Genomic DNA, 24,945 nt, shown 5'->3' with positions numbered 1-24,945 from the left:
TCTCCTCAAGATCTCTAGTTGGGCCGGTGGACGTTTGCCGGCCGGAGGGAAAGCGATGGGTAGGACACTCGCGGAGAAGGTCTGGGACGACCACGTCGTCCGGCGCGCCGAGGGCGAGCCCGACCTTCTCTTCATCGATCTCCACCTCCTGCACGAGGTGACCAGCCCGCAGGCCTTCGACGGTCTGCGTCTCAGCGGCCGCCCGGTGCGCCGTCTCGACCTCACCATCGCGACCGAGGACCACAACACCCCGACCCTCGACATCGACAAGCCGATCGCGGACCCGGTCTCCCGGGCCCAGCTGGAGACGCTGCGCAAGAACTGCGCCGAGTTCGGCGTCCGGCTGCACCCGCTGGGCGACGTCGAGCAGGGCGTCGTGCACGTCGTCGGCCCGCAGCTGGGTCTGACCCAGCCCGGCATGACGGTCGTCTGCGGTGACTCCCACACCTCCACGCACGGCGCCTTCGGCGCGCTGGCGTTCGGCATCGGCACCTCGCAGGTCGAGCATGTGCTGGCCACCCAGACGCTGCCGCTGGCCCGTCCGAAGACCATGGCGATCACGGTCGACGGCGAACTGCCCGAGGGCGTCACGGCCAAGGACCTGATCCTGGCGATCATCGCCAAGATCGGCACCGGCGGCGGCCAGGGCTACATCCTGGAGTACCGCGGCTCCGCCATCGAGAAGCTCTCGATGGAGGCCCGGATGACCATCTGCAACATGTCGATCGAGGCCGGCGCCCGGGCGGGCATGATCGCCCCGGACGAGACCACCTTCGAGTACCTCAAGGGCCGCCCGCACGCCCCCGAGGGCGAGGACTGGGACGCCGCCGTCGCGTACTGGAAGACGCTGAAGACGGACGAGGACGCCGAGTTCGACGCCGAGGTCGTCATCGACGCGGCGTCGCTGTCGCCGTTCGTCACCTGGGGCACCAACCCCGGCCAGGGTGCGCCGCTTTCGGCGTCCGTCCCCGACCCTGCTTCGTACGAAGACGCTTCGGAGCGCCTCGCCGCCGAAAAGGCCCTGGAATACATGGGGTTGGAGGCCGGGCAGCCGCTGCGCTCCATCAAGGTGGACACCGTCTTCGTAGGCTCCTGCACCAACGGCCGCATCGAGGACCTGCGCGCCGCGGCCGAGCTCGTCAAGGGCCGCAAAGTCGCCGAAGGCGTACGGATGCTGGTCGTCCCGGGCTCCGCGCGCGTGGGTCTGCAGGCCGTCTCCGAGGGCCTGGACGTGGTCTTCAAGGAGGCCGGCGCCGAATGGCGGCACGCGGGCTGCTCGATGTGCCTCGGCATGAACCCCGACCAGCTGGCCCCGGGCGAGCGCTCCGCGTCCACCTCCAACCGCAACTTCGAAGGCCGACAGGGCAAGGGCGGTCGTACGCACCTGGTGTCGCCGCAGGTCGCCGCCGCGACGGCGGTCCTGGGCCACCTGGCCTCCCCGGCCGACCTGTCCGACGCCGAGACCCGTACGCCCGCTGGAGTCTGAGAGTCATGGAAGCATTCACCACGCACACCGGCCGGGCGGTCCCGCTGCGCCGCTCCAACGTCGACACCGACCAGATCATCCCTGCTCACTGGCTCAAGAAGGTCACGAGGGACGGTTTCGAGGACGGGCTGTTCGAGGCCTGGCGCAAGGACGAGAACTTCATCCTCAACCGCCCGGAGCGCAAGGGCGCCACGGTCCTGGTCGCCGGCCCCGACTTCGGCACCGGCTCCTCCCGTGAGCACGCGGTGTGGGCGCTGCAGAACTACGGCTTCAAGACCGTGATCTCCTCCCGCTTCGCCGACATCTTCCGCGGCAACTCGCTGAAGAACGGCCTGCTCACGGTCGTTCTGGAGCAGAAGATCGTGGACGCGCTGTGGGAGCTCACGGAGAAGGACCCCGAGGCCGAGATCACCGTCGACCTGGAGGCCCGCGAGGTGCGCGCCGAGGGCATCACCGCCTCCTTCGAGCTGGACGAGAACTCCCGCTGGCGGCTGCTGAACGGGCTGGACGACATCTCCATCACCCTCCAGAACGAGGCCGACATCGCCGCGTACGAGGCCAAGCGCCCGTCGTACAAGCCGCGGACGCTCCAGGTCTGATCCTCGGCCCCCGAGCAGGTCGGGTTTCGGCCACCTGAACACCCCCGCTGTACCCCCGATCAGCCCGATCGGGGGTACAGCTGTGTCCGGGCCCGAACCGGCTCGGGGGCTCTGCCGCCTTTTCCCAACTTCCCACGTTACGACGGTTGTTGCCGGGGTAGCCGAGTTGTGCGGGCCTGACTTCCGCCGGAGCCCGGAAGGCCGTTTGAGGCATCAGTTGCGACCCCCGCAGGCGACAACTCGCCCCAGATGGCACAATCTGTGCATGGAACACGACGGCCAACTCGAGCTCTATGCGGCGGTCGCGGACCAACTGAAGGAAGCGCACTCAAGGGTGCGCGCACTGCAAGTCCCGGAGGGCGTACGGATGGCGCTGACCCGGAAGCTGCTGGTCATTACGGCCGCGGCCAAGCACGATCTCGCCGACGCGGCAAGGCGTCTGGAGGCGTTCACCGTGGACCTCGACGAGGGTCGATTCCCCGAAGAGGACCGCTGAACGCGTTCGAGACAGCCGAGTTCGTTGCGACGCACGGGTGATTAGCCCGTTTCGTGTTTGATTTGCGGTATATATCTGCCTAACGTGCGAAAAAGCTTGAACACTTTCGTTCGGGCAATGTCTCCGAAGGGGAAGACGTGAACAAGGCGCAGCTCGTAGAAGCGATTGCCGACAAGCTGGGCGGCCGACAGCAGGCCGCCGACGCTGTCGACGCGGTCCTGGACGCCATCGTCCGCGCGACCGTCGCCGGGGACCGGGTCTCGGTCACCGGCTTCGGCTCGTTCGAGAAGGTCGACCGTCCGGCCCGCTACGCCCGCAACCCGCAGACCGGCGAGCGGGTTCGGGTCAAGAAGACCTCCGTTCCGCGCTTCCGCGCGGGCCAGGGCTTCAAGGACCTGGTGAGCGGCTCGAAGAAGCTCCCGCGCGGCGGCGAGGTCGCCGTCAAGAAGGCGCCCAAGGGCAGCCTGACCGGTGGCGCCTCGGCGACCGTGAAGAAGGCGGCCGCCAAGAAGACCACCAAGGCGGCCACCGCCAAGAAGACCACGGCGAAGAAGACGACGGCCAAGAAGGCCACGCCGACCGCCAAGAAGACGACCGCGAAGAAGACGACGGCGAAGAAGACCACGGGCGCCGCCAAGACCACCGCGGCGAAGAAGACGACGGCCACCAAGGCGACCGCCAAGAAGGCCCCGGCGAAGAAGGCGACGGCCAAGAAGGCCCCCGCCAAGAAGTCGACGGCTCGCAAGACCACCACCGCCAAGACGGCCACGGCCCGCAAGAGGTAAGAGGCAAGGGCACAGGGGCACTCACGCGCCGGGCCGGACTCCGCATCGGAGTCCGGCCCGCGGCGTGTTTCCCGGGGTCAGAGGGTCTGGAGTGTCACCAGGGTGATCCGGAGGCTGTCCTTGGCGCCCTCCGTCTCGATACGGACCCGTTGCCCGGGGCGGAGCAGTCGCAGGCCGCCCGCGTCGAACGCCGGCGCGTCGAAGGGCACCGGGGTGCCGTCGTCGAGCAGCACGCTGCCCGTTCTTGTCTCGGCGTCGTACGTGTATGCGGTTGCTTGCATGGCGGCCAGCGTAGTGCGTAGTGCCTGCGGCGGCTCGCCGTTGGAGTGCGGTTGTCTGCCGACTGCGGGCGCGTCGTGGCTGGTCGCGCAGTTCCCCGCGCCCCTTCAGGGCGCCACCCGAGCCTGCGGGCAATCGTGCCGCTCAGGGCGGCACGGGTGGGCGCAGGCGGCACCTATCAGCGAGCAGCGCCCCAACCCCGCTCCGGCACCTCAGGTCCCGGGAATCAGCAAACCCGCCGAAACGGCCGCAGTGTACCGCCCCACCCCCAGCGCCAGCGCCGCGCGCAAGTCGCCGCCCGTGTCCACGTCCTGGCGTACGGAATCCACATCCCCGAGCGCGAGCTCCACGGCTCCGGACGCCCGGTGCCGGGCGCGGGAATCCGGGCCGAATGCCGGAAGCAATTCCTGGGCGGCCGCCGCGGCCAGCAGGGTCGTGCCGATTGCGGCCGCGTCGGCGAGGAAAGCGCGGGGGAATTGCGCGGCCGTGTCCAGGACGCGGGACAATTCCAGGGGCCGTAGCGCCGGGAGGTCGGCGTTCAGGGCCGCGACGGGGCTTTCGGGGCGTGCCGTGCGTACGGCGGTCACTCCGTGTGTCAGGGCCGCGTTGAGGCCGCCGTGGGGCTCGTCGGGCACGATCCGGGCGCCCAGCGCGGCGAGCTCGCGCCCGGCCAGGGCGTCGTCCGTGACGACCGCCACATCCCCCACCGCAGGGCAGGACAGCGCCGCCGCCACGGTGTCCTGGGCGAAGGCGAGGGCGAGGCCGGGGCGCAGCCCGTCGGCAGCGGTGTCCGAGAGCCTGCTCTTGGCGCGCGTCAGGGGTTTCAGGGGTATGACCAAGGTCCACAGCACCGGCGTTCCGTCCCTCTCTTGTCGCGGCCATTGTCACTCAGCCGTCACCTGGACCATCTGGCAGTCGCCTCGTCGGGGCGTACGGTGTTCTCGACAGACCGGCGGCCTGGGGCGACACTTGTGCGGCCCCCAAGGCCCTAGAGGAAGGTGTCCGCGTGCCCCGCCGCAGAATCGGCTTCTGGTATCGCTTCGCAGCGGTGCTCTGCAAACCGCCGCTGGTGGTTCTGATCAAGCGGGACTGGCGCGGAATGGAGCACATTCCGGCCGAGGGCGGATTTATCACCGCGGTGAACCACAATTCCCATGTGGACCCCTTCGCGTACGCGCACTATCAGTACAACACCGGACGGGTTCCGCGATTCCTGGCGAAGAGCGGCCTTTTCAAGAAGGGATTCGTCGGGGCCGCGATGCGCGGCACCGGACAGATCCCCGTCTACCGCGAGACCACGGACGCGCTGAGCGCATTCCGCGCCGCGATCGACGCCGTGGAGCGCGGGGAGTGCGTCGCGTTCTACCCCGAGGGCACCATCACCCGGGATCCGAACCAGTGGCCCATGACCGGCAAGACGGGTGCCGCGCGGGTCGCCCTCACCACCAAGTGCCCGGTGATTCCCGTGGCTCAGTGGGGCGCCAACGAACTGCTGCCGCCGTACGCCAAGAAGCCGAACCTCCGGCCGCGCAAGACCCACCATGTGCTCGCGGGGCCGCCCGTCGATCTCTCGCGCTTCTACGACAAGGAGATGACCCCCGACCTCCTGAAGGAGGCGACCGAGGTCATCATGGCCGCCATCACCCGCCAGCTGGAGGAGATCCGCGGCGAGAAGGCGCCCGCGACGCCGTACGACCCGCGCCGTGAGCGGATCGAGCAGCGGCGCAGGACGCACGAGCAGAAGCTGGTCCAGGAGAAGGCCGAGCAGGAAGAGGGGCAGGGTACGTGAGCAAGCCCGTCAAGGCGGCCGTCTTCGGCACCGGTTCGTGGGGCACCGCGTTCGCCATGGTGCTCGCCGACGCGGGGTGCGAGGTCACTCTGTGGGGCCGGCGGGCCGAACTCGCGGAGGCGGTCAACTCCACGCGGACGAACCCCGACTACCTTCCCGGTGTCGAACTCCCGGACAACGTACGGGCGACGGCGGACGCCGCCGAGGCCGCCCGCGGCGCCGACTTCACCGTTCTCGCGATCCCCTCGCAGACGCTGCGCGGCAACCTCGCCGAGTGGGCGCCGCTGCTCGCGCCCGACACCACCCTGGTCTCCCTGATGAAGGGCGTCGAACTCGGTTCCGCCATGCGGATGAGCGAGGTGATCGAGGACGTCGCCAAGGTGGGCGCCGACCGGATCGCCGTCGTCACCGGGCCCAACCTCGCGCGTGAGATCGCCGCCCGGATGCCGGCCGCCGCCGTCGTCGCCTGCACCGACGAGGCGGTCGCCCAGCGGCTCCAGGCCGCCTGCCACACGCCGTACTTCCGGCCGTACACGAACACGGACGTGGTCGGCTGCGAACTGGGCGGTGCCGTCAAGAACGTGATCGGCCTCGCCGTCGGCATCGCGGACGGCATGGGCCTCGGCGACAACGCCAAGGGCTCGCTCATCACGCGCGGCCTCGCCGAGACCACCCGGCTCGGCATCGCGCTGGGCGCCGACCCGCTGACCTTCTCCGGACTCGCGGGCCTGGGCGACCTGGTGGCGACCTGCTCCTCGCCGCTGTCGCGCAACCACACCTTCGGCACCAACCTCGGCAAGGGCATGACCCTGCAGGAGACCATCGCGGTCACCAAGCAGACCGCCGAGGGGGTCAAGTCCTGTGAGTCCGTGGCGGATCTGGCCCGCCGGCACGGCGTGGAGATGCCCATCACCGAGACCGTCGTGGACATCGTGCACGAGGGCAAGCCTCCGGTGGTCGCCCTCAAGGAGCTGATGTCGCGCAGCGCGAAGCCCGAGCGACGCTGAGCGAACCTGCTGAGTCGACGCTGTATCGGGGCTCTACCAACGGGTACGCTCAACGCGATATGAGCACCGAGAACCTCCCCCAGAGCCCTGAGCAGCCGCCTCGCAAGCCGCGCGTGGCCGTCGTGTTCGGCGGGCGCAGCTCCGAACACGGGATCTCCGTGGTCACCGCCGGCGCCGTCCTCAAGGCCATCGACCGGACCAAGTACGACGTCCTGCCGATCGGTATCACCCGGGACGGCCGCTGGGCCCTCACCGCCGACGAGCCCGAACGCATGGCGATCACCGACCGCCGTACCCCCGAGGTGGAGGACGTCGCCGAGTCGGGCGAGGGCGGAGTGGTGCTCCCCCTGGACCCCGGCAACCGCGAAGTCGTCGTCAGCGAGCCCGGATCGGTGCCCAAGGCGCTCGGCGAGGTCGACGTCGTCTTCCCCGTTCTGCACGGCCCGTACGGCGAGGACGGCACCCTCCAGGGCCTGCTGGAGCTCTCCGGCGTCCCGTACGTGGGTTCGGGTGTGCTCGCCTCGGCCGTCGGCCAGGACAAGGAGTACATGAAGCGGGTGTTCACCTCCTTCGGGCTCAAGGTCGGCCCGTACGTGGTGATCCGGCCGCGCGAGTGGGAGCGGGACGAGCCGGCCGCCCGCAAGAAGATCGTCGACTTCGCCGGCGAGCACGGCTGGCCGCTGTTCGTGAAGCCCGCGCGCGCGGGCTCGTCGATCGGCATCACCAAGGTCGACGACATCGCGGGCCTCGGCGAGGCGATCGCGGAGGCCCAGCGGCACGACCCGAAGATCCTCGTGGAGGCCGCGCTGCGCGGCCGCGAGATCGAGTGCGGGGTGCTGGAGTTCGCGGACGGTCCGCGGGCGAGCGTGCCCTCCGAGATCCCGCCGCCGGACGCGCACGCGTACTACGACTTCGAGGCGAAGTACATCGACTCGACCCCGGGGATCGTGCCGGCACCGCTGACGCCCGAGGAGACCGCCGAGGTGCAGCGGCTCGCGGTGGACGCCTTCGAGGCCGCGTCCTGCGAGGGCCTGGTGCGCGCGGACTTCTTCCTCACCGAGGACGGCGAGTTCGTGATCAACGAGATCAACACCATGCCCGGCATGACCCCGATCTCGATGTACCCCCAGATGTGGCAGGCGAGCGGCCTCAGCTATCCGGAGTTGGTCGACAAGCTCATCCAGGCGGCACTGCGCAGGTCAACGGGCCTGCGCTGAGCGCCCCGGAAGGGGCGCGGGGAACTGCGCGATCAGCCCCCGGCGGCCCGCAGCCGACGTACGGGATGTCCGCCCACAGCGACTAGTCGGCAATACCCGCCGGTACCGCCTTCTTGATGGCAGGCGCCAGATCGACCAACGGCGCCATGCCGTCCCCGCTCCGTCCCGCAGGGATCCTCACCTCGACATACGCCTTCCGCAGCGTCGAGGTGAAGCGGAAGGACCCGTCCTTCTGCTTCTGCAGCAACCACCCCACCCCGTCCACCTCGACCCCGTCGGCCTCGGGATCACTCATCTCCGCGGGCCGCGGAACACCGCAGCGCAGTATGATCGCCGGGTTCCCCCAACCCGCCGTCAGCGCGGACGCGGGCTCGGGATCCCGGCGACTCAGACCGTCGACCTTGGCCGGCAGCATCGTGTCCAGGCTCCGGCACAGCGCAGCGACCTTCGCTCCCGGCGAGGGAACCGTCGCCGACGCGCTGTCGTCTGCTGATGAGCAGCCCGCGGCGCCGATCAGCAGTGCGAGTACGGGCAGCCCGGCAACGACAGGGCGCCGGCGACGAAAAAACTTCACCGGCCAAGGGTAGACGGGGGCTACAGATGGACGACCGGGCAGGTCAGGGTGCGGGTGATGCCGTCCACTTGCTGGACCTTCGCGACCACCATGCGGCCGAGGTCGTCCACGGTGTCGGCCTGGGCCCGCACGATCACGTCATAAGGTCCTGTCACGTCCTCGGCCTGGATGACTCCAGGGATCTTGCTGATCGTCTCGGCGACGGTCGACGCTTTGCCGACCTCCGTCTGGATCAGGATGTACGCCTGTACCACGGAACCTCCAGGGCGGCCACGAGGATCATGTGGGGAAAAGGAACGCCACGGTATCGCGTCGCCGCTCGCCGCGGGGAGACCTGCGGAGGCCGGGGCTTGCGCGCCGGGGTGCAGGCAGGGCAAAGGTTGACGGTCACCCCGACCGTATCGAGGACACTGATGACGCGCGACCGGGCACGGCCAGGGACAGAAGGGGAGCAAGGGCAATGAAGGGCACTGTTGGTGAGCTCGGGGAGTTCGGGCTCATCAGGGAGCTCACCTCCCGTCTCACCACCACCCCGGCGGTCCGGGTCGGCCCCGGCGACGACGCCGCGGTGGTGGCCGCACCCGACCGCCGGGTCGTGGCCAGCACCGACATCCTCCTGGAGGGACGGCACTTCCGCCGTGACTGGTCCACCGCCTACGACGTCGGACGTAAGGCCGCCGCGCAGAACCTCGCGGACATCGCCGCCATGGGCGCCGTGCCGACCGCACTGCTGCTCGGGCTGGTCGTGCCCGCCGAACTCCCGGTGACCTGGCCGAGCGAGCTGATGGACGGCATCCGCGACGAGTGTCAGGTCGCGGGTGCGTCCGTGGTCGGCGGGGATGTCGTACGGGGCGACACGATCGTGGTGTCGATCACCGCGCTCGGTGATCTGCGCAACCAGGAGCCGATCACCCGGGGCGGCGCCCAGCCCGGCGACCTGGTCGCGGTGACCGGCTGGCTGGGCTGGTCCGCGGCCGGCTACGCGGTGCTCTCCCGGGGCTTCCGCTCGCCGCGGGCGTTCGTGGAGGCGCACCGGCGCCCCGAACCGCCGTACCACGCGGGTCCGGCGGCCGCGGGGCTCGGCGCGACCGCCATGTGCGACGTCAGTGACGGACTCATCGCCGACCTCGGGCACATCGCCGAGGCCAGCAAGGTCCGTATCGACATCCGTTCCGGCGCGATCGACATCCCGTCCCAGATGAACGACATCGGGCAGGCCGTCGGCGTCGACCCCATGCAGTGGGTGCTCACCGGGGGAGAGGACCACGCGATCGTGGCGACCTTCCCGCCGGACGTGAAGCTGCCGGCCCGCTGGAAGGTGATCGGCGAGGTGCTCAACCCCTCGGCGCTGCCCCAGGTGACGGTGGACGGGGCGCCGTGGACCAGCAAGGGCGGCTGGGACCACTTCGGGGACATCGAGTCATGAGCGCCCCGCCCAGGGTGCTGACGGTCGCGGGCTCCGATTCCGGTGGAGGGGCCGGGATCCAGGCCGACTTGAAGACGATGCTCGCGCTGGGCGTGCACGGCATGAGTGTCGTCACGGCGGTCACCGCGCAGAACTCCCTCGGTGTGCAAGGGGCTTGGGAGCTGCCGGTGGAGGCGGTGCGGGCCCAGTACCGGAGTGTGGTCGACGACATCGGCGTACAGGCGGTCAAGACGGGGATGCTGGCCTCGGCCGAACTCGTCGAGGCGGTCGCCGAGTTGATCGCGGCGACCGATGCCCCCGCGGTCGTCGACCCGGTCGGCATCTCGAAGCACGGGGACTCGCTGCTGGCGGCCTCCGCCCTGGAGTCCGTACGGACGAAGCTGCTGCCCGCGGCGACCGTCGCGACGCCGAACCTCGACGAGGTGGCTCAGCTCACCGGTGTGCATGTCGGGTCGGAGTCGGATCTGCGCGAGGCCGCCGAGGCCGTGCTGGCGTACGGGCCGCGCTGGGTGCTCGTCAAGGGCGGTCATCTGTCCGGTGCCGCCGTCGACCTGCTCACCGACGGCTCCGAGGAACACTGGCTGCGCGCCCCCCGGCACGACAACCGGCACACGCACGGCACGGGTTGCACCCTCGCGTCGGCGATCGCGTCGCAGCTCGCGAAGGGGCAGTCCGTGCCTCAGGCGGTGGCGGCGGCCAAGGAGTACGTCACCGGGGCGATCGCGGCCGGGTTCGCACTCGGCGGCGGGATCGGGCCCGTGGACCACGCCTGGGCCCTCGGAAGGGGTGCTCCCTCGGCTTGACGCCGGTGACCGCCTTCCAACTTGTCAGGCACAGGTTTGTCAGGTGGCAGGCTTGTCAGGCACAGCAAAAAGCCGGTCCACCGAGGTGGACCGGCTCAGTGCAGCGAACCAGCGGTGGCCGCGCGCTTAGCTGTGCGTCAGCGCGAGACCTTGCCGGCCTTGATGCACGAGGTGCACACGTTGAGGCGCTTCGGCGTTCCGCCGACCACGGTACGGACGTGCTGGATGTTCGGGTTCCAGCGACGGGACGTACGGCGGTGCGAGAAGGACACGCTGTTGCCGAAGCCCGGCCCCTTGCCACAGACGTCGCAGTTGGCAGCCACGGGTCACTCCAAAGACTTCAGATGCACTTACGGTGGGATCCCGGCGGGCCGGGATCGAGATCGTAGGATCAAAGATCTGAGTGGCGCTGCCAGGGGAATGGCCCGATCGGGATCGGGCAACCGGAGCAGCATACAACGACTGCGCCAGTACAACGAAACTACCATGGCTCGTCAGGGCCCCGCTCCCGGCCCTCTTCCGGTGGTCACCCGCTCCGGGTCTACGCTGCGTCCAGTCCGGATCCTGAGGAGGCGCAGGTGGCGCAGGTGCCGCAGACATTCTTCGATGCTCTCGCGGTGCGCACCTGGTGCGGCCTCGCGCTGGAGGCGCTCGGCCGTGCGCGTGAGGAGATCGACGCGATCAACGTCTACCCCGTGGCCGACGGGGACACCGGCACCAACCTCTATCTGACCGTGGAGTCCGCCGCCGGGGCGGTGGAGGCCGTCTTCGCCGGGCACGAGGTGGGCGCCGGGGCGGCCGGGAAGCCGTTGCTGGCCGACGCCGCGCGCGCGATGGCGCACGGGGCGCTGATAGGAGCCCAGGGGAACTCCGGGACCATCCTCGCCCAGTTGCTGCGCGGCATGGCCCAGGTGCTGGCCGCGGAGGGTGAGACGTCTCACACCGACGGTTCCGGCCTCCGGCTCGCGCTGCGGCACGCGGCCGACTCCGCCCGCCAGGCCGTCGCGCACCCCGTCGAGGGCACGGTCCTGTCGGTCGCCTCCGCCGCCGCCGACGCGGCCATGGGAGCCGAGGGCGACTGCGGGGCGGTGGCACGCGCGGCCTACGAGGGAGCCCGCGCTGCGCTGGCCGCGACCCCGGGGCAGCTGGCCGTGCTGGGGCGGGCCGGGGTGGTCGACGCCGGCGGGCGGGGGCTGGTGGCGGTGCTGGCGGCGCTGGTGGAGACGTTCACGGGGGAGGCACCGGCGGCCGTCGCGCCTTCCGGCGCGCACGCGCGCGTGCAGACCGATACGGCCGCGGCCGGGAGCACCCTCGTCGCCGAGGACTGCGCCTCCCCTCTGGAGGGCGGCCCCGCCTTCGAGGTGATCTACCTGCTGGAGGCCGAGGACGCGGCCGTGGACCGGCTGCGGGCGCGGCTCGACGAGCTCGGGGACTCGCTGGTCGTGGTCGGCGGGGACGGGCTGTGGAACGTGCACGTGCATGTGGACGACGCGGGCGCCGCCGTGGAGGCGGGCGTCGAGGCGGGGCGGCCGTACCGGATCCGGATCACCCATTTCGGCGTCGGGGACGTGCACACCACCGGCGGGCAGCGGCCGCCCAGGGAGCAGGTGCAGCGGGCGGTCGTGGCCGTCGTGCCGGGCGAGGGCCTGGCCGGGCTGTACACCGAGGCCGGTGCGACCACCGTGCTCGCGCGCCCGGGGGAGCCGCCTGCGAGCGGTGAGCTCGTCGACGCCGTACGGCGCGCCCACGCGCGCGAGGTCGTGCTGCTGCCCAACGACGCCGACCTGCGCCACACCGCCGCCGCTGCGGCCGAGCAGGCCCGGGTCGAGGGCATCCGGGTGGCCCTGATCCCGACCCGCTCCGCGGTCCAGGGGATCGCCGCGCTCGCCGTGCACGAGCCCGAGCGCCGCTTCGACGAGGACGTCGTCTCGATGACCTCGGCGGCGGGCGCGACCCGCTACGCCGAGGTCGCCGTCGCCGAGCGCCAGTCCTGGACCATGGCCGGAATCTGCCAGGCCGGCGACGTCCTGGGCCTCATCGACGGCGACGTCGCCGTGATCGGCTCCGACGTCACCCTCACCGCCGAAACCGTCCTCGACCGCATGCTCCAGGCCGGCGGCGAACTGGTCACGCTCGTCCTGGGCGACGAGGCCCCCGACTCCGTCGCGGACCGCCTGGAGACCCGCGTCCGCGAGTCGTACCTCGCCGTGGACACGGTGGTGTACCGGGGCGGCCGCCAGGGAGCCCTGCTCTTGATCGGCGTCGAATAGCACCACTACGGCCCACCGCTCCAGACACCGTCCGGTCCGCCGGCCACGACCTCCTGCGCCTACGGGCCGTCCGCACCTGGACTGTGCAGCCACCGCTCCTGGCCTCGACCGGGTCGCGGGCTGCCGCCCCCTGCCGGGTCGGGCTGCCGCTCCCTGCCGGGTCGGGCTGCCGCCCCCTGCCGGGTCGGGCTCCGTGCCGCTGTGGGCCGTCTGCTTCGGCTCGGGCCGGCCGCGAGATTCCTGATCTTGGGCCGGCCGCGGGGGCCTGGCCTCGGCTGCCGGGGTTCCGGGCGCCTGCGGCCGCTCCGCTCATGGCTTGAGCGGACTCCGGGGTTCCTGACCTCGGCTGGTTCGCGGGCTGCCGCCCCTGCCGGGTCGGGCTGCTGACCGCTGTCTGGGGCGGAGTCCGTCCGTCCCTGCCTTTGCGGCCCGCCGGCTCCGGCCCTTGGTTGGTCATGAGACGCGTGGCCGCGGGGCTCCCGGTCTCGGCTGCGGGGGTTCCTGGGGCCCGGGGCCCTTCGCCTCGGGGCTCAGCGGGCCCCGGGCTCCTGAGTGTCTGCGGTCCGACGTTCCTGGCCTCGGCCGGCGCGGAGGCTGTTGACCGCTACCGGTGTCGGAGTTCCTGCCTTTGCGGGCCGGTCGCTTCTCGCCCGGGCCGGTCGCGAGGTTCCTGGACTAGGGGTGGTCGCGGGGCTCGTAGCCTTTGCCGGTCGGAGTTCCTGGCCGTAGTGCGCCCCGGAGGGCCCGGCTTTCGTCGGCCTCAGCGCCCCCGGCTCGGGTCTGCCACGGAGCTCGCGGCTCAGGCCGGGCCGCCCGCTCTCAGCCCGCCTCCTGTTCCTCCACCACCTGCAGCATCTGTTCCGCCTCCGCCTTTCGGGCCTGTGCCGTTTCGTCCTCGGTGGGGGCGCCGTCGTATGCGGCGAGGACCGCGCGTGCGCGTGCTGCCGCCCGGGACGGGCGGGTGAGGTCGGCCTCCAGCCAGCCTGCGGCGAGTTCGGCGCCGGTGCGGCTGTCCAGGGCGGCGTCGCCGAGGGAGGCGAACACTGCGATCGCCTCGGTGATCTGCGACAGGGCGTCTTCGAGTGCCGCCCGGATCGCGTCGTCGTCGGCGTCCTCCGTGGCGGAGCGGGCGAGCAGGTCGCCGAACTGGCGGTGGGTGTGCCCGAGTTCGGCGACGAGCCGCTGCCGGGCCTCCTCGTCGGCCCCGGCGGTGCCCAGCGCCGCCTCGCACTCCCGCACCGCGCCCGCCATCAGCTCCCGTGCCGCGTCCGTCCCGTCCTCCGCGCCCAGCGCGAGCCAGGCGCGGGCGCGCAGGGAGCGTACGAGACCGTGGACGTTGCCGAGCGAGCGCCACAGGTCGCCCGCGCGCGCGTACGCCCGGTCCGCCTCGGCGGGCAGTCCTGCCGCCCCGAGCGACTCGGCGGCGAGATGGGCGAGCGTCGCGTGGTCGTGCTGTTCGGGCCACTCCTTGGCGATCTCGGCGGCCCGCAGCCGCCGTTCGGCCGCCTCGCGGTGCTCGCCGAGTTCGCTGAGACAGTCACCGAGCCACCACTGGGTCTGGACGACCGCGCCGTCCCCGTGCGTCTCGGCGCTCAGGTCGGGCAGCGCCGACTCCAGCACCTCCGCGGCCTCGGCCCACCGCTCCTGCCGCAGCAGGAACCCGCCGAGCTGCTGCCGCGCCCAGGCGCCGATCGTCGGGCCCTCGCCCGCCTCGTCGGCCCAGTGCGCCGCCTCCAGGGCGTGCTCGGCGGCCTCCGCGGACAGCCCGCGGCCGCCCAGCACCTCGGCGAGCTGCAGGTGCAGCTGGGCCCGCCCGACCGCCTCCAGATGCGCCCCGCCGTGTTCCAGGGCCGCCCGCAGTGCCCGTTCCGCCCCCGGGACGTCGCCCAGGTGATGCGCCAGCCCGGCCAGCCGCGCCTCGTACTCCACCGCGAACCACGGCAGCCCGGCCCCGACGAACCCGGCCGTGGCCCGCCCGAACAGCTCCACGGCCGCCTCAAGATCCCCGCAGCGCACCGCCAGGTCCGCGAGCATGGCCTGAGCCTCGGCCTCCCGCGCGGCGATCCGCACATCGTCCCCGGTGTACCCGCCGACCAGCGCGAGCAGTTCACGTACGGCGCTCTCGGCGTCGACGAGAACCGTTTCCTCGGCCGGCTCGCCCGCCTCCTGCACTCGGCGCATCAGGATCCGCGCCCGCCCCATCAGCACGGACGCCGTCTGCCGCACACCGGTGGCGTCGTCGGCGTACAGCGCCAGAACCTGGTCGTACGGCGCCGCGACCGCCGCCAGCGCCTCGTCCACCCGGCCGGACAGCGCGCGTACATAGGCCGCACGCGTGCGTGCCGCCAGCGCCTCACCGGGGTCGCCGGCCTCCGCGTACAGCTCGGCGGCCCGTTCGAAGAGTGCGGCGCCCTCCGGACCCCGGTCCATCGCCTCGTGGTCGGCGATCTCCGCGCGGTCGCGGGCGTCCAGCTCGACGCCCTCCGCGGCACGCGAGACGGCCGCCCAGGCGTCCATGGCGTTCGGCTGCAGGGTGTGCGAGAGCCGGCGTGCCTCGGCCAGGAGGGCGGGCAGATCCGGCCCGTCCGAGGTCACGGCGGCCGGCGGCGCCACCGGAGGCGTCGAGACCGGGCGTGTCGCCCGCACCCCGAGCGGCAGCCGCTCCACCAGCGGCCGCTGCGCCATACGCGCGCGTGCCCGCTCGCTGACGTACGCGTTGCCGTTGCGCTCGTCGAAACGCGCGGCCAGGGCGAGCGCCTCGGCACGCGCGTGCGTGGCGAGTTCGCGCGCCGTCCACGTCCGGCCGGCCGGCCCGGGCACCTCACGGTCGGCAAGGCCCGCCTCGCCCAGCCGCTCCATGAGCAGCGTCACCACGCTCAGGAAGTCCAGCAGGCTGCGCGGCTGTCCGGTGTCCGTGAAGTACGCCGGCCGCTCCGCGAGCAGTTCCAGACCACGTGCCTCGTTCCCGGTCAGCGCGCAGAACTCGACATGGTCCGCGTACGCGCCCCGCATGCTCTCCATGGACCGCACCAGCCGGAAACCCCGCAGATGGTTGGCGCGTGCCTCGTCCGTGCGGCCCAGCCGCAGCAGGGGCACCAGGGACGACGCGAGCACCGTGTGCGGCTCGTGCGCGCACGTGAACTCGCCCTCCAGGACCGGCCGCCACAGCAGCAGCGCCTGAGCGTCCCGCCCCTGCTCCGCCTGCCACCAGCCCTGCCCGTGCAACTCGCACGCGGGGCAGTCGGCCATGTCGTCCCGGTCGGCGGCCAGCCACGCGGCGTACGCCCGCTCCGCGCGCTCGATGTCCCCGATGTGCGCGGCCACGCTGAGCTCGGCACTGCGCACGGCCCGTTCGGAGTGCCCGGCGAGCCGGTAGCGGTGCTCCATCTCGCCCAGCCACTTCTCGATCGAGGCGAGCGGCACATGCGGCTGGTCGAGCATGCCGGCCGACATCCACTTGAAGACCCAGTGCAGCGAGTGCGCCTCGTACTCGTCGAAGTCACCGGGCCGCTCGTCCCACATGCGCAGCAGACGCGCGAAGGGGACGAACATCTTGTCCTTCTCGGAGCTGTAGTTGTAGACCTTCAGCTGGTGCCCGAGCGCCTCGATCACGGCGAGCGGGATGCCCAGCCTCTCGGCCTCCACGAGCAGCTGCTCCGCGCGCGCGTTGCGCGCCGGGCCCTCCGGCCGTTCGGCGTTCTCCGCCAGCGCGCGGCGCAGGGAGTCGAAGTCCGTGATCCCGCTCATCAGTTGCCGTCCTCCCCGTGGGTCGCCCATTCCAGCAGGCCGATGAACGCCCGGTTCAGCAGTGCCGTGTCCGCCGGCCGCAGCGGGCGCTGTGCCATGAGCAGTGCCTGCCCGTACAGGGACTCGGTGGCGGTGCCGATCAGTTCCGGCTCGCCGAGCGAACTGATCCGCCGGATCAGCGGATTGAGGTGGTTGAGCACGAGACGCGCGCGTGGGGCGCTGCCACGGAGCGACCCCAGGATGCCCGCCCAGAGATCGTCGGCCTGCTCCTCGGCCTCGGCGCGGGCCTGCTCATGGCGGGCCGCCCGGTCGTCCAGGTGCAGCGCGGGAACGGAGAGCGGGTGGAAGGCCCGCAGCACCACATCGCACCCCAGGGGATCGAGTTTCGCCCGCGCGGCCGCCAGGAAGCCGGACAGGGCCAGCTCCTCGGCCGGGTCCACCGCGTCCAGGTGCGCGGTCACCGTGTCGGCGTCCAGCTCCGCGACCACCGTCCCGGGCCGCACCGACGGCAGCGCCTCGACCAGCTCGCTGTCGTACGCGTAACCCCCGTTGATCACTCCGACGCCCTGCGCGGACGCGATCGGCGCGACCTGCCGGTACTCCTCCACGGTCCGCGTGAAGTGCACCACCGGGTGCCGCAGCGCGAACTCCTCGAGCGACAGCTGCCCGTCCGTGGTCTCGAAGGGCAGCCAGGGCAGCATCGTCCGCAGCATCTCCTTGTCGTGCCGCGCCAGGGACTTCACCCCCAGGTGGTGCACGGACAGGAAGGCCGCCAGCCGCTGCGGATCGCCGGCCGCGAGCCCGGTCAGCCAGGACCGAATCCTTGTCCCCAGTGCTTCCCGTACGGCGGCCAGCGTCTCGTCCTCGTACAGCGACTCGCGCGAGGCCGTGGGCCGCAGACTGTCGGTGTCCAGCACGCAGCGTACGAAGAACGCCCAGTCGGGCAGCAGCTGTTCGGCGCGCTCGGTCAGCAGCATGCCCTTGAGGTGCACGCGATGCGTCGCCCGCTGGGCGGGGCTCACGGCTGACGGAAGGACGTAGGCCACACCGCGGATCCCGGCGAGCGGCACGTTCAGCTCGATCGAGTCGAGCGGGGTGAAGCCGAACAGATCGTGACAGTGGCGAGCCAGGGCCACCCGCCGGTTGGCGGGGGAGGGGTACGACCGGTCCCAGGGTGCCGGGAGGTCGGTGACCGCCTCGTCGCCGACCCGGACGTCGTACGGCAGCAACGACCCGAAGTCCCGCGCCAGCGTCAGCACCCGCTCGGGCGCGAGCCACTCGCCGGCTCCCGCCCGCGCCACCAGGTGCACGGTGGTGCCCGGTTCCGGCCGTGCCTCCTGCGGCAGCGTCCGCACGGTGTACGAACCGTCGTCGCTCGCCGTCCACTCCACGACCGCCGCGTCCGGCGTGCGGGCGCTGCGGCTGACGACCCGGATCCGCTCGGCGACCACGAAGCAGGCCAGCAGGCCGATGCCGAACTGCCCGAGGAAGTCGGAGCGGACCTCCTGGATCCCGTCGGCGATCCGGTCGGTCCGCTTGGAGCTGCGCCCGATGGTGGCCAACAGGGAGTGCACGTCCGCCTCGGTGAGCCCCACTCCCGAGTCCTCGACGCGCAAGGCACCGTGCTGCGCGTACAGCCGCACCCGCGCCGGCGCCTCGGGCTGCTCCGCGCGCCGGGCGGTGATGGCGTCCACGGCGTTCTGCAGCAGCTCCCGCAGATAGACCTTGGGGCTGGAGTAGAGGTGATGGGAGAGCAGGTCCACCAGACCGCGCAGGTCGACCTGGAACGTATGAGGCGGCTGGGGTGACTGGGACGGCTGGGATGACTTCGAAGTCTGGGAGTCCATCGTCGCAGCGCCGGTGGGGGGAGGTTCGCGACGGCGCGGGGTCGGGCGGTCCCTGGTGGGGCGGTGACCGCGGGGGATGGCCGGAGCGCGCCATCCTAAGGCCGGAACGAGCCGTCTGACCAGGGGTTTCGCGAGACGTATACGGGATTGTCAGTGGCGTGGTGTGCAATGGATCTCGTGCCCGCACTGGATGAACCACTGAAGCAACCACTGAAGTCAGTGCTCGGCCCCGCCACCGCGAAGGTGATGGCCGAGCACCTCGGCCTGCACTCCGTCGGCGACCTCCTGCACCACTACCCGCGCAGATACGAGGAGCGCGGCCAGCTCACCCACCTCGCCGACCTCCCGATGGACGAGCACGTCACGGTGGTCGCGATGGTCGCCGACGCCCGTCTGCACACGTTCGCCTCCGCCAAGGCCCCCCGCGGCAAGGGCCAGCGCCTCGAGGTCACCATCACCGACGGCAGCGGCCGCCTCCAACTGGTCTTCTTCGGCAACGGCGTTCACAAGCCCCACAAGGATCTCCTGCCGGGCACCCGCGCGATGTTCGCGGGCAAGGTGTCCGTCTTCAACCGCCGTCTCCAACTGGCCCACCCGGCCTACGAGTTGCTACGGGGCGACAGCGACGAAACGGTCGAGACCTGGGCCGGCGCCCTCATCCCCATCTACCCGGCCACGGCCAAACTGGAGTCCTGGAAGATCGGCAAGGCGCTCCAGACGGTCCTGCCCGCCGCCCAGGAGGCCATCGACCCGCTGCCGGAGGGACTGCGCGAGGGTCGCGGCCTGGTCACCCTCCCCGAGGCCCTGCTCAAGATCCACCGCCCGCACACCAAGGCCGACATCGAGGACGCCCGGGCCCGCCTCAAATGGGACGAGGCGTTCGTCCTCCAGGTGGCCCTCGCCCGCCGCAGGCACGCCGACGCACAGCTCCCCGCAGTCGCCCGCAGACCCAAACCCGACGGCCTGCTCACCGCCTTCGACGACCGTCTCCCCTTCACCCTCACCGAGGGCCAGCAGAAGGTCTCCAAGGAGATCTTCGACGACCTGGCCACCGAGCATCCGATGCACCGGCTGCTGCAGGGGGAAGTGGGCAGCGGAAAAACCATGGTCGCCCTGCGCGCCATGCTCGCCACCGTCGACGCCGGAGGCCAGGCGGCCATGCTCGCGCCCACCGAGGTCCTCGCCCAGCAGCACCACCGCTCCGTCGTCGAGATGATGGGCGAGCTGGCCGAGGGCGGGATGCTGGGCGGGACCGAGCACTCCACCAAGGTGGTGCTGCTCACGGGTTCCATGGGCGCCGCCGCCCGCCGTCAGGCCCTGCTCGACCTGGTCACCGGCGAGGCCGGCATCGTGATCGGCACGCACGCCCTGATCGAGGACAAGGTCCAGTTCCACGACCTGGGCCTGGTCGTCGTCGACGAACAGCACCGCTTCGGCGTCGAACAGCGCGACGCCCTGCGCGGCAAGGGCAAGCAGCCCCCGCACCTCCTCGTCATGACGGCCACCCCGATCCCGCGCACGGTCGCCATGACCGTCTTCGGCGACCTGGAGACCTCGGTCCTCGACCAGCTCCCCGCAGGCCGCTCGCCCATCGCCTCGCACGTCGTCCCGGCCGCCGACAAGCCCCACTTCCTCTCCCGCGCCTGGGAGCGGGTCCGTGAGGAGGTCGAGGGCGGCCATCAGGCGTACGTCGTCTGCCCCCGCATCGGCGACGAGGAGGACGACCCGAAGAAGTCCGGCAAGAAGAAGTCCCCGGAGGACGAGGCGGAGAAGCGCCCCCCGCTCGCCGTCCTCGACGTGGCCGACCAGCTCGCCAAGGGCCCGCTCCAGGGCCTGAGCGTCGAGGTCCTGCACGGCAGGATGCACCCCGACGACAAGGACGCGGTCATGCGCCGTTTCGCGGCCGGCGACACCGACGTCCTGGTGGCCACCACGGTCATCGAGGTCGGCGTCAACGTGCCGAACGCCACCGCCATGGTGATCATGGACGCCGACCGCTTCGGCGTCTCCCAGCTCCACCAGCTGCGCGGCCGCGTCGGCCGCGGCTCGGCACCCGGCCTCTGCCTCCTGGTCACCGAAATGCCCGAGGCGAGCGCGGCCCGTCAGCGCCTGACCGCGGTCGCCTCCACCCTCGACGGCTTCGAACTCTCCCGTATCGACCTGGAACAGCGCCGCGAGGGCGATGTCCTCGGCCAGGCCCAGTCGGGCGCCCGCACCAGCCTCCGGGTCCTCGCGGTCATCGAGGACGAGGAGGTCATCGCGGAGGCGAGGGAGGAAGCGGCGGCGGTCGTGGCGGCGGATCCGGAACTGACGGGACTGCCCGGCCTCCGCACGGCCCTGGACGCCCTCTTGGACGAGGAGAGGGAGCAGTACCTGGAAAAGGGCTAGCGGCGAGCCGCCCTTTCTTCCGGGGCGTGGGGCTGTAGTCCATATGCGGCTACCGCCGCGCGGGCGAGACCAGCCACACTGATACCTGAAGTCGCCCACGACCAAGGACCAAAGATGACCCGCGTGATCGCCGGTGCCGCCGGCGGACGTCGCCTGGCCGTGCCGCCAGGCACCGGCACCCGCCCCACCTCCGACCGCGCGCGCGAAGGTCTCCTCTCCACCTGGCAGTCCCTCCTCGGCGGCCCCCTGGAAGGCGAACGCGTCCTCGACCTCTACGCCGGCTCCGGCGCCGTGGGCCTGGAAGCCCTCTCCCGGGGCGCGAGCCACGCCCTCCTCGTCGAGGCGGACGCTCGCGCCGCCCGAGTCATCCGCGAGAACGTCAAGACTCTCGGACTCCCCGGCGCCGAGGTGAGGGCGGGCAAAGCCGAACAGATCATCCAGACGCCGGCGCCGACACCGCCGTACGACCTCGTCTTCCTGGACCCGCCGTACCGAGTCACAGATCACGATCTTCGCGAGATTCTCCTCACACTCCGCTCGGGAGGCTGGCTCGCGCCGGAGGCGATCGTCACCGTGGAGCGCAGCACCAGAGGTGGCGAATTCAGGTGGCCCGAGGGTTTCGACGCGGTCAAGGCCCGTCGCTACGGCGAGGGAACGTTTTGGTACGGTCGCGCCGCCTCTACGTGCGAAGACGCACGATGACCGGACCGGAGAGCGAGGGATCACTAGTGCGCCGCGCCGTCTGTCCCGGGTCGTTCGACCCCATCACCAACGGACACCTCGACATCATTTCCCGTGCCTCTCGCCTGTACGACGAGGTCTATGTCGCGGTCATGATCAACAAGTCCAAGAAGGGTTTGTTCGAGATCGACGAGCGGATCGATCTGATCCGTCAGGTCACCGCCGAGTACGGCAACGTGACCGTCGAGGCCTTCCACGGTCTCCTCGTCGACTACTGCAAGGAACGGGACATCCCGGCCATCGTCAAGGGCCTCAGGGCGGTCAGCGACTTCGACTACGAACTCCAGATGGCCCAGATGAACAACGGCCTCTCGGGCGTCGAGACACTCTTCGTGCCGACCAACCCCACCTACAGCTTCCTGTCCTCCTCGCTCGTCAAGGAGGTCGCGACCTGGGGCGGAGACGTCTCCCACCTGGTGCCGCCGATGGTCCTGGAGGCCCTCAACAAGCGTCTGCGCAAGGACTGATGGGGCTACAGTCGTCCCGTCCGTCTCCAACCCGGCTGTAGAGAGTGGCGAGCACACGGTGGACGTGCAGAAGAAGCTCGACGAGATCGTCGCCGCGGTCTCCGGCGCCCGGTCGATGCCCATGTCGGCCTCGTGCGTGGTCAACCGCGCCGAGCTGCTCTCGATGCTCGAAGAGCTGCGCGAGGCGCTGCCCGGCTCCCTCGCCCAGGCCCAGGAGCTGATCGGCGACCGCGAGCAGATGGTCGAGCAGGCCCGTCAGGAGGCCGACCGGATCATCGGGCAGGCGCACGCCGAGCGCGGTTCCCTCATCTCCGACACCGAGGTCGCCCGCCGTTCCCAGGCCGAGGCCGACCGGATCCTCGCCGAGGCCCGCCAGGAGGCCGAGGAGGTCCGCGCGGAGGCCGACGACTACGTCGACTCCAAGCTGGCCAACTTCGAGGTCGTCCTCACCAAGACCCTCGGCTCCGTCGGCCGCGGCCGCGAGAAGCTCCTCGGCACCGGCCCGGGCGTCGACGAGCAGGGCTACGAGGACGAGGACGCCCCCGAGCGCAGCCACGACCCCGAGACCCTGCGCAAGGACGCCGACGCCTACGTCGACGCCAAGCTGGGCGCCTTCGAGGCGGTCCTCGCCAAGACCCTGGAGGCCGTCGGCCGCGGCCGCCAGAAGCTGCACGGCCGTATCGCCACCGACGACCTCGGCGCCCTCGCCGACGACTCCACGTCCTTCCAGCACTCCAGCGACGCCGACTACCTGGCCGACCTCGCCGCCGTCGCGGAGCCGAAGCCCCAGGCCGAGCAGCCCGCCCAGCAGCAGGACTACGCCCAGCCGCAGCCGGCGTACGGCTATCAGCAGCAGACCGACCCGTACGGCGGCGCGTACCAGCAGCAGTCCTACGGCCAGCAGGACGCCTACGGCTACCAGCAGGCCGATCCGTATGCCTACCAGGGCTACGACACCGGCCAGCAGCCGGCGTACGACCCGAACCAGATGCAGCAGGCGCACCAGCAGCCCCAGGAGCACCAGTCGTACGCCCTCGACGAGACCAGTCTCTTCGACACCGGCATGATCACGCCTGAGCAGCTGAGGGCCTACGAACAGGGGCGCGGCCAGTAAGCAGCCACCGGATTGGGCCGTGAGCGAAAGGTCCAGTATCCTGGCTCTTCGGTCGCGTGCACGTCCGCGATCAGCGCTGCCCGGGGACACCGAAGGGCAGCGTCCCCCTGAGCTGGAAGACCGAAAGCAGGAATGGCTCTGAACGCCCGCCTCGACCACCGCAAGCCTCTCGTGTTCGACACACACGAGCTGGGGCGGCGGCCCGGTGCGCTGCAGCGCCTGACCCGCACGGTCGACGCTCCCAAGGACCTCGGTATCGCGGGAGTCGTCGGAGTGCCGGAAGGCGCCCCGGTGGAGCTCGAACTCCGCCTTGAGTCGGTCATGGAAGGGGTGCTTGTCACAGGCACCGCCCGTGCACAGGCCGAGGGGGAGTGCGTAAGGTGTCTGGAGCCGCTTCAGCTGGACGTCGAAGCGGAATTCCAGGAGATGTTCTCGTACCCTGACGCCGATGACCGGGGCCGCCCCAAAGCGGAGCCGGTCGACGACGCCGAGGAAGACGAGGACAGGCTCTTCATCGAGGACGGCCTGTTCGACCTCGAGCCCGTGCTGCGCGATGCGGTGGTGCTCGCACTGCCGATGCAGCCGGTGTGCCAGGACGACTGTCTGGGCCTGTGCTCCGAGTGCGGAGCGCGACTCACGGACGACCCGGACCACCACCATGACGCCGTCGACATCCGTTGGGCGGCACTGCAGGGACTCGCCGGTTCACTCGGAGACGGCGAGAAGGACGACATGAGCGGCGCCGATGCGGGCGTCGACGAGAAGCAGGAGAAGTAGCCGTGGCTGTTCCGAAGCGGAAGATGTCGCGCAGCAACACGCGCCACCGCCGGTCGCAGTGGAAGGCTGCGGTCCCCACCCTGGTTGCGTGCGAGCGCTGCCACGAGCCCAAGCTGCAGCACATCGCGTGCCCGTCTTGCGGCACCTACAACAAGCGCCAGGTCCTCGAGGTCTGAGCGGCTGGTGAGAGGGACCGTGTCCACTGCCAAGAAGGCGGATGACGCCATGGCGGACCCAACCGCCAGGAAAAAGTCGGACAACACGGCCTCGTCCCACACGCTTCTGGAAGGGCGGCTCGGGTACAAGCTCGAGTCCGCCCTTCTGGTGCGCGCGCTGACCCACCGTTCGTACGCGTACGAGAACGGCGGTCTGCCGACCAACGAGCGGCTGGAGTTCCTCGGGGACTCCGTGCTCGGTCTCGTGGTCACGGACACGCTGTACCGCACCCACCCCGACCTGCCCGAGGGCCAGCTGGCCAAGCTGCGGGCCGCGGTGGTCAACTCGCGTGCGCTGGCGGAGGTGGGCCGCGGGCTCGACCTGGGCTCCTTCATCCGGCTCGGCCGGGGCGAAGAGGGCACGGGCGGCCGGGACAAGGCGTCCATCCTCGCCGACACCCTTGAAGCGGTGATCGGCGCTGTCTATCTCGACCAGGGGCTTGAAGCGGCGGGCGAGCTCGTCCACCGGCTCTTCGACCCGCTGATCGAGAAGTCCTCCAACCTCGGAGCCGGCCTGGACTGGAAGACCAGTCTCCAGGAGCTCACCGCGACCGAGAGCCTCGGCGTGCCCGAGTACCTGGTCACGGAGACCGGCCCCGACCACGAGAAGACCTTCACTGCTGCCGCCCGCGTCGGAGGCGTCTCGTACGGCACCGGCACCGGCCGCAGCAAGAAGGAGGCGGAGCAGCAGGCCGCGGAATCCGCGTGGCGGTCCATCCGGGCCGCGGCGGACGAGCGCGCCAGGGTGGCGGCCGAGAAGGCCGCAGCCGAGAACGCTGCCCAGGACGGCGAAGGACCGTCGTCCGTCTCCGCCTGACCGACGTCACCTACCGACGTCTCCTTCTGACGAACAGCGACCCGAGCGTCCGTCCCTCCCCGGGGCGGGCGCTCGGCTCATCCACAGCCCGTACGGGGGTC

Annotated in this window: 24 protein-coding genes; 17 read left to right on the top strand and 7 right to left on the bottom strand. The window is 71.1% G+C overall.

The window, feature by feature from the left end; genetic code table 11:
- Window positions 1-55 precede the first annotated feature (55 nt).
- The 4 genes from leuC (at window position 56) to ACWC1K_RS25375 (ending at window position 3,366) form a co-directional block, all read left to right on the top strand.
- On the top strand, window positions 56-1,486 hold the full coding sequence (leuC, locus tag ACWC1K_RS25390; protein WP_450834502.1) for a 3-isopropylmalate dehydratase large subunit: 1,431 nt from the start codon (window positions 56-58) through the stop codon (window positions 1,484-1,486).
- A gap of 5 nt (window positions 1,487-1,491) precedes the next feature.
- A complete protein-coding gene (gene leuD, locus ACWC1K_RS25385; protein WP_450834501.1) occupies window positions 1,492-2,085 on the top strand; it encodes a 3-isopropylmalate dehydratase small subunit in 594 nt (197 codons plus the stop codon).
- A gap of 265 nt (window positions 2,086-2,350) precedes the next feature.
- The gene (locus ACWC1K_RS25380) at window positions 2,351-2,581 is read left to right on the top strand and encodes an SCO5555 family protein (RefSeq protein WP_030943037.1); all 231 of its coding nucleotides are present in this window, start codon (window positions 2,351-2,353) and stop codon (window positions 2,579-2,581) included.
- 137 nt (window positions 2,582-2,718) lie between these two features.
- Entirely contained in the window at window positions 2,719-3,366 is a 648-nt protein-coding gene (locus ACWC1K_RS25375) for an HU family DNA-binding protein (RefSeq protein ID WP_450834500.1), read from the top strand.
- A gap of 77 nt (window positions 3,367-3,443) precedes the next feature.
- On the opposite strand, the gene ACWC1K_RS25370 is transcribed toward ACWC1K_RS25375, so the two are convergent.
- Both ACWC1K_RS25370 and cofC read right to left on the bottom strand, forming a co-directional pair.
- The gene (locus ACWC1K_RS25370) at window positions 3,444-3,647 is read right to left on the bottom strand and encodes a hypothetical protein (RefSeq protein ID WP_351475407.1); all 204 of its coding nucleotides are present in this window, start codon (window positions 3,645-3,647) and stop codon (window positions 3,444-3,446) included.
- A 210-nt stretch (window positions 3,648-3,857) separates the two neighbouring features.
- Window positions 3,858-4,496, bottom strand: coding sequence for a 2-phospho-L-lactate guanylyltransferase (gene cofC / locus ACWC1K_RS25365; protein ID WP_450834499.1), 639 nt, complete (start codon window positions 4,494-4,496; stop codon window positions 3,858-3,860).
- 155 nt (window positions 4,497-4,651) lie between these two features.
- On the opposite strand from cofC, the gene ACWC1K_RS25360 reads away from it, so the two are divergent.
- Genes ACWC1K_RS25360 through ACWC1K_RS25350 form a run of 3 tightly spaced genes read left to right on the top strand, consistent with a single transcriptional unit; the run spans window position 4,652 to window position 7,658 of the window.
- Complete coding sequence (locus ACWC1K_RS25360; protein WP_450834498.1) at window positions 4,652-5,434, top strand: lysophospholipid acyltransferase family protein; 783 nt, start codon at window positions 4,652-4,654, stop codon at window positions 5,432-5,434.
- On the top strand, window positions 5,431-6,441 hold the full coding sequence (locus ACWC1K_RS25355; protein WP_351475399.1) for an NAD(P)H-dependent glycerol-3-phosphate dehydrogenase: 1,011 nt from the start codon (window positions 5,431-5,433) through the stop codon (window positions 6,439-6,441). The genes ACWC1K_RS25360 and ACWC1K_RS25355 overlap by 4 nt, the downstream gene beginning before the upstream one ends.
- A gap of 59 nt (window positions 6,442-6,500) precedes the next feature.
- The gene (locus tag ACWC1K_RS25350) at window positions 6,501-7,658 is read left to right on the top strand and encodes a D-alanine--D-alanine ligase family protein (protein ID WP_450834496.1); all 1,158 of its coding nucleotides are present in this window, start codon (window positions 6,501-6,503) and stop codon (window positions 7,656-7,658) included.
- 82 nt (window positions 7,659-7,740) lie between these two features.
- On the opposite strand, the gene ACWC1K_RS25345 is transcribed toward ACWC1K_RS25350, so the two are convergent.
- Together ACWC1K_RS25345 and ACWC1K_RS25340 are read right to left on the bottom strand one after the other, a co-directional pair.
- Complete coding sequence (locus ACWC1K_RS25345; protein WP_450834495.1) at window positions 7,741-8,232, bottom strand: DUF3515 domain-containing protein; 492 nt, start codon at window positions 8,230-8,232, stop codon at window positions 7,741-7,743.
- Window positions 8,233-8,252: 20 nt separating this feature from the next.
- A complete protein-coding gene (locus tag ACWC1K_RS25340; RefSeq protein WP_003997603.1) occupies window positions 8,253-8,486 on the bottom strand; it encodes an Lrp/AsnC family transcriptional regulator in 234 nt (77 codons plus the stop codon).
- A gap of 206 nt (window positions 8,487-8,692) precedes the next feature.
- On the opposite strand from ACWC1K_RS25340, the gene ACWC1K_RS25335 reads away from it, so the two are divergent.
- Window positions 8,693-9,658, top strand: coding sequence for a thiamine-phosphate kinase (locus ACWC1K_RS25335; RefSeq protein WP_030943058.1), 966 nt, complete (start codon window positions 8,693-8,695; stop codon window positions 9,656-9,658).
- Window positions 9,655-10,461 carry a bifunctional hydroxymethylpyrimidine kinase/phosphomethylpyrimidine kinase gene (gene thiD, locus ACWC1K_RS25330; protein WP_450834494.1) on the top strand — a complete coding sequence of 269 codons (807 nt, stop codon included), beginning with the start codon at window positions 9,655-9,657 and terminating at the stop codon, window positions 10,459-10,461. The genes ACWC1K_RS25335 and thiD overlap by 4 nt, the downstream gene beginning before the upstream one ends.
- A 137-nt stretch (window positions 10,462-10,598) precedes the next feature.
- On the opposite strand, the gene rpmB is transcribed toward thiD, so the two are convergent.
- Window positions 10,599-10,784, bottom strand: a complete 186-nt coding sequence (rpmB, locus tag ACWC1K_RS25325) for a 50S ribosomal protein L28 (RefSeq protein ID WP_007384934.1) — start codon at window positions 10,782-10,784, stop codon at window positions 10,599-10,601.
- Between the two features lie 255 nt (window positions 10,785-11,039).
- On the opposite strand from rpmB, the gene ACWC1K_RS25320 reads away from it, so the two are divergent.
- Window positions 11,040-12,731 (top strand): DAK2 domain-containing protein, encoded by a 1,692-nt coding sequence (locus ACWC1K_RS25320; RefSeq protein WP_450834492.1) that lies wholly within the window; start codon window positions 11,040-11,042, stop codon window positions 12,729-12,731.
- A gap of 819 nt (window positions 12,732-13,550) precedes the next feature.
- Here the strand turns inward: ACWC1K_RS25320 and ACWC1K_RS25315 are convergent.
- The gene (locus tag ACWC1K_RS25315; protein ID WP_450834490.1) at window positions 13,551-16,478 is read right to left on the bottom strand and encodes a tetratricopeptide repeat protein; all 2,928 of its coding nucleotides are present in this window, start codon (window positions 16,476-16,478) and stop codon (window positions 13,551-13,553) included.
- On the bottom strand, window positions 16,478-18,325 hold the full coding sequence (locus tag ACWC1K_RS25310; RefSeq protein ID WP_450834488.1) for an HSP90 family protein: 1,848 nt from the start codon (window positions 18,323-18,325) through the stop codon (window positions 16,478-16,480). The genes ACWC1K_RS25315 and ACWC1K_RS25310 overlap by 1 nt, the downstream gene beginning before the upstream one ends.
- A 168-nt stretch (window positions 18,326-18,493) precedes the next feature.
- Between ACWC1K_RS25310 and recG the strand changes: the two genes are divergently transcribed.
- The 7 genes from recG (at window position 18,494) to rnc (ending at window position 24,844) form a co-directional block, all read left to right on the top strand.
- On the top strand, window positions 18,494-20,713 hold the full coding sequence (gene recG / locus ACWC1K_RS25305; RefSeq protein ID WP_450834487.1) for an ATP-dependent DNA helicase RecG: 2,220 nt from the start codon (window positions 18,494-18,496) through the stop codon (window positions 20,711-20,713).
- Window positions 20,714-20,827: 114 nt separating this feature from the next.
- Window positions 20,828-21,415, top strand: a complete 588-nt coding sequence (gene rsmD, locus ACWC1K_RS25300) for a 16S rRNA (guanine(966)-N(2))-methyltransferase RsmD (RefSeq protein WP_450834485.1) — start codon at window positions 20,828-20,830, stop codon at window positions 21,413-21,415.
- A 26-nt stretch (window positions 21,416-21,441) separates the two neighbouring features.
- Window positions 21,442-21,921 carry a pantetheine-phosphate adenylyltransferase gene (coaD, locus tag ACWC1K_RS25295; RefSeq protein ID WP_450834517.1) on the top strand — a complete coding sequence of 160 codons (480 nt, stop codon included), beginning with the start codon at window positions 21,442-21,444 and terminating at the stop codon, window positions 21,919-21,921.
- Between the two features lie 58 nt (window positions 21,922-21,979).
- The gene (locus tag ACWC1K_RS25290; RefSeq protein ID WP_450834483.1) at window positions 21,980-23,035 is read left to right on the top strand and encodes an ATP synthase F0 subunit B; all 1,056 of its coding nucleotides are present in this window, start codon (window positions 21,980-21,982) and stop codon (window positions 23,033-23,035) included.
- Between the two features lie 132 nt (window positions 23,036-23,167).
- On the top strand, window positions 23,168-23,812 hold the full coding sequence (locus ACWC1K_RS25285) for a YceD family protein (protein WP_450834481.1): 645 nt from the start codon (window positions 23,168-23,170) through the stop codon (window positions 23,810-23,812).
- A 2-nt stretch (window positions 23,813-23,814) separates the two neighbouring features.
- Window positions 23,815-23,988 carry a 50S ribosomal protein L32 gene (gene rpmF, locus ACWC1K_RS25280; protein WP_007493396.1) on the top strand — a complete coding sequence of 58 codons (174 nt, stop codon included), beginning with the start codon at window positions 23,815-23,817 and terminating at the stop codon, window positions 23,986-23,988.
- A gap of 7 nt (window positions 23,989-23,995) precedes the next feature.
- Window positions 23,996-24,844, top strand: a complete 849-nt coding sequence (rnc, locus tag ACWC1K_RS25275) for a ribonuclease III (protein ID WP_450834479.1) — start codon at window positions 23,996-23,998, stop codon at window positions 24,842-24,844.
- Window positions 24,845-24,945: the final 101 nt, after the last annotated feature.

The sequence above is a fragment of the Streptomyces sp. NPDC001492 genome (assembly GCF_053597275.1).
The sequence above is the reverse complement of the archived record's forward strand: the minus strand, read 5'-3'. Positions and strand labels throughout refer to the sequence as shown.